Here is a 12445-nt window from a genome sequence, read left to right as displayed (position 1 = left end):
ACCTTCAGGCTTCAAGGAGCGAAGCCGCGAGTCGGCTCAGTTCAGCGGATGCTTCGGCATGATTCCGGTTGGCTTCAGCAACCCGGACCACCTCGCCGATGACCAAGACGGCCGGGTTGCTACAGCCGGTGGCTGCCGTTTCGATGGTACCGAGGTCAGCGATGGTGGTGCGCTGTCCCGGGCGGTACCCACGTTCCACCACGGCCATTGGCATGTCCGAGTTCATCCCCGCTCGGCGGAGCCCGGCCGCCAGCTGGGGCAGGGTGCCGATGCCCATGAGGACCACGATAGTCCCGCCAAGTCCGGCAAGGTGGGTGTGTTCCTTCTCCGTCAACGGGGCATGGCCGGATACCACGGTGAACATGTGGCTGACCTCGCGGTGCGTCACCGGGATTCCGGCTGCAGCGGGAACGGAAATGGCACTGGTGACACCGGAGATGACCCTCACCGGGACGCCGGCAGCAACACACGCAGCCACTTCTTCGCCGCCGCGGCCAAACACGTACGGATCGCCGCCCTTGAGCCTGACCACATTCTTGCCCAGCAGCGCAGCCTCCACCATCAACTTCTCGATGTCCCTCTGAGTCACCTTGTGAAGCCCGGGCTGCTTTCCAACGTCCACGAGCTCCGCAGAGGTCAGATCAGCCAGTTCCTGATAGGGCGCAAGCCGATCGTAAAACACCACATCGGCATCGCGCAGGGCGTCCACAGCACCCACCGTGAGCAGATCCAGGGCTCCCGGGCCTCCACCCACCAGGGTCACGTGGCCTTCGGCACCGGGTGCAGGCTCGAAGGCAACGGGAATCCCGGCGTCGCGGCAGCGTTCCACCAGCGGCAGCCAGCCGGACCCGCCGTCGTCCACTACCGCCACCAGGAACGGGCGCTCGGGAAGCTGGCCGTCGCCCGGCACACCTTCCGGGGCGCTGAGCCGGTACACGTTGGCACCGGCGCTCTGGTAGCGGCGGACCGCTTGGCGGGCAGACTTTTCAGATCCCGTGACAAGGACGTCACGGCCGGTGAGATCAATGGTGAGCTGCATGGTGAACCCCTAGTTTTCTACGCCGACGGTTTCGCTGCGGACCGGGATAGTGGAAGCGATGAGCACGCCGCCCTTTTCCTCGTTGGTGGCCGGACGGATCTGGCCGCGCTCGGGAACAAAGGAAATGGATTCGTCCTTCTGGTTGGGAGCGTTGACGAACGAACGGAAACGGCGGAGGCGCTCCGGGTCCTTCAGGGTCTCGGCCCACTCGTCCTCGTAAGTGTCGATGTGCTTGGCCATGGCGGCTTCAAGCTCGTCGGCAATGCCCAAGGAGTCGTTGACCACTACTTCCTCGACGTGCTTGATTCCGCCGTCGAGCTCTTCCTGCCAGCGCGCGGTGCGCTGAAGGCGGTCAGCAGTGCGGATGTAGTACATGAGGTAACGGTCGATGTACTTCAGGAGGGTTTCGTCGTCCAGGTCCTTGGCCAGCAGCTGGGCGTGCGCCGGGGTGGCGCCGCCGTTACCGCCTACGTACAGGTTCCAACCGTCGGCCGTGGCGATCACGCCAACATCCTTGCCACGGGCTTCGGCACATTCACGGGCGCAACCGGAGACACCCATTTTCAGCTTGTGGGGGCTGCGGAGGCCGCGGTAGCGCAGCTCCAAGGCGATGGCCATTGCCACGGAGTCCTGCACACCGAAGCGGCACCATGTAGAACCAACGCAGGACTTCACGGTACGAAGGCTCTTGCCGTAGGCCTGTCCGGATTCGAAGCCGGCGTCCACCAGTTCCTTCCAGATGTCCGGCAGCTGCTCCAGGCGGGCACCGAACATATCGATGCGCTGTCCGCCGGTGATCTTCGTGTACAGGTTGTACTTCTCAGCTACGGCCGCGATGACGCCGAGACCCTTCGGCGTGATCTCGCCACCAGCGATGCGGGGGACCACCGAATAGGTGCCGTCCTTCTGCATGTTCGCCAAGGCGCGGTCGTTGGTGTCCTGCAGCGCACCGCGACCGGCATCCAGAACGTAGGCGGAGTGCTGGCTGGCCAGGATGGAGGCAATGGTCGGCTTGCAGATATCGCAGCCCGCTCCGGTGCCGTACTTGGCCATGATGTCTTCGAAGGACGTGAGCTCAAGGACACGGATGGCATCGAAGAGTTCCTGCCGGGAAAGGCTGATGTGCTCACACAGTGCCTTGGAGACCTCAATGCCGGACTTCTTCAGTTCGCCTTCAAGGAGCTTCTTGAGCATGGGAACGCACGAACCACACTGGGTGCCGGCCCTGGTGCAGCCCTTTAGCTCGCCGAGCTCCTGCACCGGGGAGTTGCCCTCGCAGGCACCGCAGCCGTTGATGGTGTCACGGATAGTTCCGGCGGCTACGTTGTTGCAGGAGCACAGGATGGCATCGTCCGGAAGTTCGGTTTCAGGGGCCTCGCCACCTCCGGCAGCGCTCAGGTATGCACCCGGTTCGGCAGACAGTTCGCGGCCCAGAAGCGGGCGGAGGCTCATGTACGGGGAAGCATCGCCCACGAAGATGCCACCCAGGAGGGTCTTGGCATCATCTGTGGTGACAATTTTCTGGTAAACGCCACGCGCGGGGTCGGCGTAGACGATCTCCAGGGAGTGCTCCGTGCGGGCAAACGCGTCGCCGAAGCTGGCAACGTCAACGCCGGACAACTTGAGCTTGGTGGCAGTGTCAAAGCCCGGGAAGGTTGCTTCCCCACCATGCAGGCGGTCAGCAACGATCTCGGCCATGGTGTTGGCAGGAGCTACGAGGCCCAGGCACATGCCCTCGAAGTTGGCCACCTCGCCGATGGCCCAGATGCCCTCGACTTCCGTGGCACAGAAATCATTGATGACAACGCCGCCGCGCTGGCCCAGGCTAAACAGCTGCTCTTCGCCTTCTGCCGCGCGGAAGAGGTCGTCCCGGGGCTTCACGCCGATAGCCACGATTACGAGGTCCGCGTCGATGGTGCGGCCATCAGCCATCAGGACACCGGTGACGTTGCCGTCGTCGTCCGTGACTACCTCGGAGGGGAAGACGCCACCGTGGACTTCGAAGCCCTTGGCCTCAATCAGGCGGCCGAGGGCCTGGCCGGCACCCTCATCCAGCTGGGTGTTCATCAGCCACGGTGCGCCGTTGATGACGATCGGTGTGGCGCCCAGCTGTTCCGTGCCGGCAGCGGACTCAAGTCCAAGCAAGCCACCACCAATGGTGACCGCGTTGACTTTGCGGCCAAGCTTCTCGCGCAGCTCGGCGATGGCCTTGTTAATGGCCCAGACGTCCTCGAGGGTGCGGTAAACGTGGGTGTGCTCGGAACCGGGGATGGGGAGCCGGGCCGCGTCGGACCCCGAAGCCACCACCAGGTGGTCGTATTCGTACTTGTTGCCGGCGGCGGTGAGGACGCTCTTGGCAACGGAGTCGATCTTTACGGCGCGCTCGCCGGTGACCAAAGTCAGGGCTTCGTGGTCCCACATGGATGCATCGCCCAAGGTGAGGTCCACGCCGGTTTCCGTGAGCGCCTTGCTCAGCGCAACGCGGTCGTACGGGAGGTGTGCCTCTTCGGTCAGCACCGTAACCTGCCAACCTTCAAGTCCGCGATTGAACATGGCGTCGGCGAAACGGTGGGCAGCGGGGCCGCCGCCGACGACGACGATGCGGCGCGGGTTCTCTGTACTTGAAGTGTGTCCGGTCACTGGTGGGCCTTTCGCAGATGTTGCAGACGGATCTCCGCAACTTGTGGTTCCAGCCTAGGGACGGGCAGTTTCGCTTCAGTTTCCCTTTTGTTTCGTGATCTTAACTTCTGCATCACGAACGCATTTCGTGAGGTGTGAGGTCTCTTTTACGCGTTCGACACAAACGCGGACAACCGATGAAACACCCGGGTCCTAGCTTGGAGTAGTGGCCGCAAGTGTGGCCCGGTCCGGGGGAGTGACGGTGGAAAAGCCAACACCCGGACACAGTGAGAGGGGCTGAAATGACCGTAATTCTGGACCGTGCCGAGGACCTGACCACAACCGCCACATGGCACCGTGTTTGCCCGGTGGGCGAACTCGAACTGGCTTGGGGCGAGGCTGCGTTGATCGCCGGCCGTCAGGTTGCGCTGTTCCGCACAGCGCCCACCGAGGTCTTCGCTGTGGCACAGCAGGACCCGGCGACGCTCGCCAACGTTATGGCCCGCGGGATCATTGGATCCCGCGGAAGCCGGCCGACCATCGCGTCGCCGCTGCACAAAGAGGTCTACGACCTCGAAACCGGTGAATGCTTCACCAACCCGGAACTCAAGCTCGACGCGTTCGCCACCCGTTTGGTGGACGGCTTCATCGAGGTTGAACTCTAAGAGTCCTATAAGCCCAAGGCTTCGCGGACGTCCCTGAGAACATCATCCAGGGACGTCCGCGCTGCCTGGCGTGCTGCGGGAAGTTCCGCCGCGGTTTCCACGGCCTGGATGACTTCCAGGTAGCACTTGAGCTTGGGCTCGGTGCCACTGGGACGGATGATGACACGACTCTGGTCCCGGGTCAGGTACAGCAGGCCGTCCGTGGGAGGCAGGGCTTCGCTTCCTTCCGCGAGATCGGTTGAAACCTCGACGGCGGAGCCTCCGAACGCTTCCGGCGGGTTGACCCGCAGGCGGTTCATCATGGCATCGAGCAGTCCCAAATCGGCCACCCGGATACTGAGTTGGTCGCTCGCATGCAGTCCGTGCACCAGATACAGGTCATCGAGGGTGTCGAAGATCGTCTTGCCTTCGGCCTTGGCAGTTGCGGCGAGTTCCGCGATCAGCACAGCCGCTGAAATGCCGTCCTTGTCGCGCACCAGCTCAGGTGCCACACAGTATCCCAGTGCTTCCTCGTACCCATAGGTGAGGCCGGGAACCCGTGAAATCCATTTGAAGCCGGTGAGTGTTTCCTCGTGGGCGTAACCCGCTGCGGCAGCGATGCGTGAGAGCAGCCGGGAGGACACGATCGAGTTGGCGAACACTCCGGTCTGCGGCTCATCCCCGGCACCGGCAGCCATTCGCGCTACTACGTGCGCACCAAGCAGCGCCCCCACTTCGTCACCGCGAAGCATCCGCCAGCTTCCCGTGGCGGGATCCAACGCGGCAACCGCAGCCCGATCGGCGTCGGGGTCGTTGGCCAAAACGATGTCCGCATCCGAGTCCGCAGCAGCGGCAAGGGCCAGGTCCAGCGCCCCGGGCTCTTCCGGATTAGGGAAAGCGACGGTGGGGAAGTCCGGATCCGGCTCGGCCTGTTCGGCCACGAGCGTGACATCGGCGAAACCGGCGGCGTTCAGGACGGAGACGGCCGTTTCACCGCCGACACCGTGCATGGGCGTCAGGACGATCTTGAGGTCCCGTGCCGGGAAGTGTTCCCTATCCACCAGTCCCGCCATCGCAGCTTCATATTCTGCGGCGACGGACGTGGGCAGCACTGTCCAGCCGTTTTCTGCGAGTTCAATGGAATCCAGCGCCCCCACGGCCTCGATCTTCGCGGCGATCTCAGCGTCGTACGGCGCCACGATCTGAGACCCGCGCCCGCTCTCAGATACTGCATGGCGTCCCAGGTAGACCTTGTAACCGTTGTCCTGCGGCGGGTTGTGGCTCGCTGTGACCATGACACCGCCGTCGCAATCGAGTGACCTGACCGCATAGGCAAGCAACGGCGTCGGAAGCGCTGCCGGCATCAGGAAGGTTTCAATGCCCGCTGCCGTAAAGATTGCAGCGGTTTCCTGGGCGAAGATGTCCGAGTTATACCGGGCATCGAAGCCGACGACGGCGCGCGGCCGGGTTCCCGGCGCAACTGCGGCTACCGATTCGGCGAGGAAGGCCGCCAGGCCTGCAGCTGCACGGCGGACAACAACGCGGTTCATTCGGTTGGGGCCCGGGCCGAGCGCTGCGCGGAGGCCGGCAGTGCCGAATTGCAGGGTGCCGTTGAAGCTGTCGCCCAGTTCCTGGGCTGCTCCCGCATCACCGCCGCTGGCAAGCCCGGCCAACTCAATGAGAGCAGCCGACGTCGCCGGGTCCGGGTCTTGGGAAGCCCATTGGCGGGCGTCGGTGAGCAGCTGTTCAAATGCGGCATCGCTGGATGTCATAGGGACAAAACTATCCTCAATGGGCGCTTCCCGGGCAACGAGGAGTTGGATCTCGTCCTCAAGAGCGGTTGTAAAGGGTGAGATCCCGCCCTAGGGCGGGCCTTTAAAGACCGCGTGTCGTGACGGTGAAGTCCGTGTCGCCTTCCATGCTGAACGCCGAGGACCCTGTGTTGTCCCAGTCCGGGAAGAACGTATCCGAAATCACCGCAGTTCCACCCGCCGCGAAGACTTCCACCGAGGAAGAATCGAGGAGGATCGTGAGATTGACCTTGCTGCCTGGGGACGGCAGGGCTACTTCATGGAATGGGCTGAACTTTCCGGAGAAGTTGCTGGTTCCGGCCTGTGACCGGTCCACCCTGACACTGCCTGTTTCCTTGTTATAGGAGATCCGCAATCCTGTCTCGGAAGCGGAGGATGAGCGGCGGAGGAAAACACCGGCTTCACGCGCCGACTTCAGGTCCATGTCCAGTTCGATCAGCTGGGTACGTCCCCGGAACTCATGGCCAAGGTCCTGGGGCGAGGAGCCAACGGTGAGGTTTTTGCTCTTCACTTCACCGGAGCGGTCCAGCGTTTCCCGCGCCGCGCCGGCTATGGCAGACCGGAGCTCAAGCCGTTTCGCCCCCCGAACCAAAGTCAGTTCCCGGGGAATAGCCATGGAGCCGCGCCACGGGGTGGTGGGCACATCCTGGGCGTAGTCCCAGTTGCCCATCCATCCCAGGAGAACGGGCTTGTCCCCGGGCGCGCCGGAGATGGAGTTGGCGGCATAGTAGTCTGCGCCGTGGTCCAGCCATTGGGATTCAGTGAGCGGGGCGCGGGGGGCTGCCGCGTTTTCCGCCGTAAAGCGCCTTCCATCGAATTCGCCCACGAAGTACTGCATACCCGAGCCGCCCGCAATGCCGCCGGGGTTGATGCTCAGCAGCATGACCCACTTCTTTGCCGTGGAGTCCTCCACGTCCATGTGGAGGAGTTCCGGCACCTCCCACAGGCCTCCTTGGGCGCCGACACCGGAGAAATCACTTAGGTATTCCCAGCGGAGGAGGTCTGTGGACTTGAACAGCTTGACTACCTGGGCGTCGGCAACCACGGTGGTCATCACCCAGTAGCGGCCGGGTTCGTACCAGGTGATCTTCGGGTCGCGGAAGTTGTTGTTGGTGGGTGCAAGGTTCAGGACCGGATTGCCCTGATACTTCTGCCACGTGGTCCCGTTGTCCAGGCTGAACGCGACGGATTGTGCCTGGGATCCTTGAGGCAGAGCGCCGTTCTTGCCATAGGCACTGGTGTAGAGGGCCACCATGGGTGGGGTTTCCGCCGAGCCAAGACCGGAGGCATTGTTCTTATCCATCACAATGCAGCCGGAGAAGATTTCCTCTTCGGGGCTCGCCTCCATGGCTACGGGCTGCTGCTCCCAATGCACCAGATCCTTGCTGGTGGAGTGCCCCCAGGACATGTTGCCCCACGAGTTGCCCTGCGGGTTGTACTGGTAAAAGGCGTGGTAGGTGCCGTCGTGGTAGACGAGGCCGTTGGGATCGTTGAGCCAGTTCTTCTCAGCGGTGAGGTGCGCAACGGGCCGCCACGGATCTGAAGGGGTAGGTGCCGGACCCGCCGGGGTGGGAACCGGCGTCGGGCTTTCCGCTTGAGTGCAGGATGCGGCGGAGAAGGCGACCACGACGGCGGCACTTGCGGCCAGCATTTGGCGGCGGGACAGGTGGGGGCTGGGAAATGTCATGGGGAAGATCCTGGGGTTGGGGGTAGCAGGGGTGCCGGTCCTCGTGGGTCCGGCACCCCTGCCGTGGCCTGTCGGCCGGGGTGTTACTGCTTACTTATAGAGGCCCTCGCCGCCAACGCGAACGTTGGTGGGAAGGTAACCGAACGGGCCGAGCCCGTTCTGGCCGAAGCTGCGGTCAACCTGCGTCACGCCGTTCTTGAAGTTCATCTTCACGGTGGGGGACAGGGAACCGCCGCGGACGCCGTCCACGTTGTCGATGAAGGACTGGACCAGGCCGCCCGGCTGCACGTAGTGCGAGTAGGCCTGGAACTGACGGCCGTTCTGCCGCGGGTCCGGACCCTCCGGCGCGTTGGCCGGCATGTTCAGGTCCGTGGGGGAGCCCAGGGCCAGGCCGCTGTTGTTGACCGGCTGGTAGTCGGAGCGGACACCGTTGCCGACGAAGCCGTACACGCCGTCAGGGCCGCGCATTCCATCCGCGTACGTGAACTGGTGGCTGATGGTGAACAGGTAGTACTTGTTCTTGCCGTTCTCGTTCTGGATGAAGATCTGCGGACGTTCGGTCTGGTCGTTGACGCAGTTGGCCGAGAGGATCGGCGGCAGGAAGCTCCACTTGGTGAGGTCCTTGTTATCCGCCACGGCGAGGCCAACGTTGGCAGTCTGGTACCAGGCGCCGGTGCTGTTGACCTGTGCCACAGTCTCGGCGTTGGGGTCGCCCGGCTGGTAGCCGAGGTCTTCCTGCTTGCACTTGTAGGAGCCGCGGGTGCCGCCGGTGTTGCCTTCGAAGACCATGAAGGTTTTGCCCGGGTGGGCGGGATCCGCGAAGGTGTACGGGTCACGGAACGCGAAGCCGGGGTTCTGGGCTTTGTTCTGGTACATCTTTCCGTCCGGCTCCAGCAGTTTGGTGTGCTGGAAGCCGTCGAAGGTCACGCCGTCCTTGTTGGCGTGGATGTTACCCAATGCCTTGGCGATCGCAGCGTCCGGAGCGATTCCGCCGCCGCCTGCATTCCGCTCGGCGACGTCGTAGAACGTGGTGGCCGTGTAGAAGACGTTGATCTTGTTGCCCTGCATGAGGCGCGTGGAGCCGGACCACTCCGTGTTGCCGATGGACGTGTTGTCCAGGAACAGGTGTCCGCCGTAGTTCCATTTGTCCTTGGCGGGATCAGCGTTGGTCTTGCGGAAGAAGTAGCCGATCCTTGCGTTCCAGTGGCGCTGGTCGAAGCCGTAGCCCGCGTGCCTGTCAGCAACCAGGGAGAAGATGACATCCCAGCCCTTGTAACTGATCTGGTTGGCGTTTTCGTCTGTCAGTGACCAGGTGTCCCAAACCCAGACGTCGTCGTTCATGGCCGGGAAGTCCTTGGGGATTTCGGGCATGGTGACGTTGGGGCTCATGGAGTTCTCGCCCGGGGCAACGCCGGGGTTGCTCTGGGCCATGATCTGCTTGGCGTCGGCTCGCGTCCACTTGGACGTGAAGTCTGCTGCCGGATCGTACGCCTGCTGGGTGTGCGTGGTTGGCAGCGGGAAGCCGGGCGTGGGCGCCGGCATGGTGCTCGACGGCGGGTCGGCCGGCAGGTTGGCTTGCGCAGCCGGCGTCACCAGCAGGATGCTGCCGGCCACGCCGGCCGCAGCTGCGAGGGCTACTGCCTGTCGCAGCCGGCGGCGCTGCCGTGGAGGGGTTGAGTGCGTGTTCATGCTTGCTCTTCTCGCGGAGTGTTGGACTTCGTGGAGTGGGGCGCATGCCCTGACCCCCTGTTGGGGGTTCTCTACTCAGGCGTCCGTCGATCCGCTGTAGGCGTCATCGAGGGACGCCATCGTTTCGAGGTGCGGGGGAGCTTTGTAGCTATCCGCCGCGGTGGCTCCGGCACGTCGACTTACCGGGGCACTCTCCACGCTAGACACGTGTTAGGTCTGAGGGCAAAGGGCATTTCGCGGGCTTTTTCGGTTACTCGTCAGTACTTGCGCAAGCGCTTACATTGGCAACGTGCGCGCGTGACACATCCCGGCAGCTTCAATCAAATGTTTCGCCACAAATCAGATTTATCCTGAGAATTTACTGTGCGTTTACTTCTCCTCCGGAATTGTTAGCGCAAACCCTTAAATAGCGATGCGGGGCCACCTTTGGTGGTGACCCCGCATTCTGTAGACGTTTCGCCCCTAGAGCTTGGCGATGATCTCCGCCAGAAGCTTCGAGATCCGCTTACCCGCTGCATGACCGGCTTCAAGGACTTCCGCGTGGCTCAAGGGAACAGGGCTGATGCCGGCTGCAAGGTTGGTGACAAGGGAGATGCCAAAAACTTCCATCCCTGCGTGGCGGCCGGCGATTGCTTCCAGCGCGGTGGACATGCCCACCAAGTCTGCGCCGATTCGCTTGGCGTACTGGACTTCTGCCGGCGTCTCGTAGTGAGGGCCCGTGAACTGTGCGTACACCCCTTCCTGCAGGGAGGAATCAACTTCACGAGAGAGGTCGCGGATCCGTGAGGAATAGAGGTCCGTAAGGTCGACGAACGTTGCGCCCTCAAGCGGTGAGGTTGCGGTGAGGTTGATGTGGTCGCTTATCAGCACCGGAGTTCCGGGGGTCCAATCTTCATTGAGCCCGCCACAACCGTTGGTGAGCACCAGCGTCTTGCACCCGGCTGCTGCGGCCGTGCGTACACCGTGGACTACGGACCGCACGCCGCGGCCTTCGTAGTAATGCGTCCGGGCACCCAGGACCAGGGCTCGTTTGCCCTCCTTGGTGAGGACGGACCGGATGGTGCCAACATGGCCCACCACCGCTGGTTTGTGGAAACCGGGAACCTCGGACGCGTTCAGGGTGGCGGTGGTTTCGCCGATCAGGTCGGCGGCCTCCGCCCATCCGGATCCGAGCACCAGGGCTACGTCATGGGACTCGACGCCGGTCTCCGCGGCGATGAAGTCCGCGGCGGCCTTCGCGGCCTCAAAGGGGTCAGTGTTCATCAGCTCAGTGTTACTCACTGGTACAAGCTACCCTGCGGCTACAGGACTTTGGTAGGGATCGGAGCGGAGTGAGGTTGGGCTGGGTGGCAACCGGCGTGGCAATGAGCGAGAATTGAGCATTGTGACCACCCAAGTTGACTTCAGTGCCCCCCGTATCGCGATCCTTGGAGGTGGTCCCGGCGGATATGAAGCTGCCATGGTGGCCGCCTCGCTCGGCGCGCACGTCACCATCGTCGAACGGGCAGGCCTCGGCGGCTCCGCGGTGCTGACCGACGTCGTGCCTTCCAAAACCCTTATTGCCACCGCCGACCTCATGACGCGCGTCGGTGAGGCGGACGAACTCGGAGTGAAGTTCGACGGCGACGGCACGGCCTCCAAGCCGCGTGCCGACCTCAAACACATCAACGATCGCGTCTTGACCTTGGCTCATGGCCAGTCTGACGACATCCGCGCAGGCCTCGAGCGCCTGGGCGTGGAGATCGTCATCGGCTCCGGCAAGCTGCTGGACAACAACACCATCGAGGTCCTCACCCTCGAAGGAACACGCACCATCGACGCCGACGCGATCCTGCTGGCTGTTGGTGCTCACCCGCGTGAACTTCCCACGGCAAAGCCCGACGGCGAACGCATCCTCAACTGGGCCCAGATCTACAACCTGGACGAGCTTCCCGAAGAACTCATTGTTGTGGGTTCGGGTGTTACTGGCGCCGAGTTCGCATCCGCCTACAACGGTCTGGGCTCCAAGGTCACCCTGATCTCCAGCCGTGACCAGGTTCTGCCCGGCGAGGACACAGATGCCGCCAAGCTGCTGGAGGGCGTTTTCGAACGCCGTGGCGTACGCGTCCTGTCGAAGTCCCGCGCCAACGCAGTAGAGCGAACCGACGACGGCGTGAAGGTCACCTTGGGTGACGGATCGGTGGTGACAGGTTCGCACTGCCTGGTGTGCGTTGGCTCCATCCCCAACACCGCGGGCATCGGCCTTGAAGAAGCAGGCGTCACCCTGACCGAGTCCGGGCACATCAAGGTGGACGGCGTTTCCCGCACCACTGCCCCCAACATTTACGCCGCCGGCGACTGCACCGGCGTCTTTGCGCTCGCATCCGTTGCAGCCATGCAGGGCCGCATTGCGATCGCCCACTTCATGGGTGATGCCGTCAAGCCGCTGAAGCTCAACCAGGTGGCGTCCAACATCTTCACGTCCCCTGAAATCGCCTCCGTGGGCGTCTCAGAGGCCGACCTCGCGTCCGGCAAGTACCAGGGCGACGTGGTGATGTTGTCCCTGCTCAGCAATGCCCGCGCCAAGATGCGGAACACCAAGGACGGCTTCGTCAAGATCATCGCGCGCAAGGGATCCGGCACCGTGATCGGTGGCGTGGTGGTTGGGCCGAACGCTTCGGAGCTCATTTTCCCGATCTCCGTCGCGGTGACCCAGAAGCTTCACGTTGATGACGTAGCCAGCGCTTTCACGGTGTACCCGTCGCTGACCGGCTCCATCTCGGAGGCTGCGCGGCGCTTGCACGTGCACATGTAGCGCCACGCTGACCAGCGTAGCGCCCGTTTCGATGGCCCGCTGCGGATCGTGCCGGGCGCCCCGCCCGCAACCCCCGGGACCCCCCCCAAGGGGCGCGGAAAAAAACGGATGACGGGGGCGCCCCCGGGGAATGTTTTTTGGAGATAGCCCAGGATTTAGCAT

The 12445-nt window shown here is 63.4% G+C and carries 8 protein-coding genes; 2 read left to right on the top strand and 6 right to left on the bottom strand.

From position 1 onward, the window contains the following. Positions 1-4: 4 nt before the first annotated feature. The gene (gene cobA, locus ACZ881_RS12890; RefSeq protein ID WP_091466215.1) at positions 5-1039 is read right to left on the bottom strand and encodes a uroporphyrinogen-III C-methyltransferase; all 1035 of its coding nucleotides are present in this window, start codon (positions 1037-1039) and stop codon (positions 5-7) included. Between the two features lie 9 nt (positions 1040-1048). After that, a complete protein-coding gene (nirB, locus tag ACZ881_RS12885) occupies positions 1049-3679 on the bottom strand; it encodes a nitrite reductase large subunit NirB (RefSeq protein ID WP_476116011.1) in 2631 nt (876 codons plus the stop codon). 281 nt (positions 3680-3960) lie between these two features. Here nirB and nirD point away from each other — a divergent pair, with 281 nt between their 5' ends. Further along, positions 3961-4323 (top strand): nitrite reductase small subunit NirD, encoded by a 363-nt coding sequence (gene nirD / locus ACZ881_RS12880; protein WP_476116009.1) that lies wholly within the window; start codon positions 3961-3963, stop codon positions 4321-4323. Between the two features lie 5 nt (positions 4324-4328). On the opposite strand, the gene ACZ881_RS12875 is transcribed toward nirD, so the two are convergent. From ACZ881_RS12875 to ACZ881_RS12860, 4 genes are all read right to left on the bottom strand, one after another. Beyond that, positions 4329-6074 carry a phospho-sugar mutase gene (locus tag ACZ881_RS12875; RefSeq protein WP_476116007.1) on the bottom strand — a complete coding sequence of 582 codons (1746 nt, stop codon included), beginning with the start codon at positions 6072-6074 and terminating at the stop codon, positions 4329-4331. Between the two features lie 103 nt (positions 6075-6177). After that, positions 6178-7800 carry a glycoside hydrolase family 32 protein gene (locus tag ACZ881_RS12870; protein WP_476116005.1) on the bottom strand — a complete coding sequence of 541 codons (1623 nt, stop codon included), beginning with the start codon at positions 7798-7800 and terminating at the stop codon, positions 6178-6180. A gap of 90 nt (positions 7801-7890) precedes the next feature. Continuing rightward, positions 7891-9489: a glycoside hydrolase family 68 protein gene (locus tag ACZ881_RS12865; protein WP_476116003.1), complete on the bottom strand. Its 1599-nt coding sequence runs from the start codon at positions 9487-9489 to the stop codon at positions 7891-7893. 462 nt (positions 9490-9951) lie between these two features. Further along, positions 9952-10752 (bottom strand): purine-nucleoside phosphorylase, encoded by an 801-nt coding sequence (locus ACZ881_RS12860; RefSeq protein ID WP_476116482.1) that lies wholly within the window; start codon positions 10750-10752, stop codon positions 9952-9954. A 121-nt stretch (positions 10753-10873) separates the two neighbouring features. Here ACZ881_RS12860 and ACZ881_RS12855 point away from each other — a divergent pair, with 121 nt between their 5' ends. Further along, the gene (locus tag ACZ881_RS12855) at positions 10874-12283 is read left to right on the top strand and encodes an NAD(P)H-quinone dehydrogenase (protein WP_091466225.1); all 1410 of its coding nucleotides are present in this window, start codon (positions 10874-10876) and stop codon (positions 12281-12283) included. Positions 12284-12445: the final 162 nt, after the last annotated feature.

It is taken from the genome of Paenarthrobacter sp. TE3676, from assembly GCF_056279165.1.
The sequence above is the reverse complement of the archived record's forward strand: the minus strand, read 5'-3'. Positions and strand labels throughout refer to the sequence as shown.

Coding starts and splice junctions, on each gene's coding strand:
- cobA (WP_091466215.1), bottom strand. CDS start 1,039: ATGCAGCTCACCATTGATCTCACCGGCCGTGACGTCCTTGTCACGGGA.
- nirD (WP_476116009.1), top strand. CDS start 3,961: ATGACCGTAATTCTGGACCGTGCCGAGGACCTGACCACAACCGCCACA.
- ACZ881_RS12875 (WP_476116007.1), bottom strand. CDS start 6,074: ATGACATCCAGCGATGCCGCATTTGAACAGCTGCTCACCGACGCCCGC.
- ACZ881_RS12870 (WP_476116005.1), bottom strand. CDS start 7,800: ATGACATTTCCCAGCCCCCACCTGTCCCGCCGCCAAATGCTGGCCGCA.
- ACZ881_RS12865 (WP_476116003.1), bottom strand. CDS start 9,489: ATGAACACGCACTCAACCCCTCCACGGCAGCGCCGCCGGCTGCGACAG.
- ACZ881_RS12860 (WP_476116482.1), bottom strand. CDS start 10,752: ATGAACACTGACCCCTTTGAGGCCGCGAAGGCCGCCGCGGACTTCATC.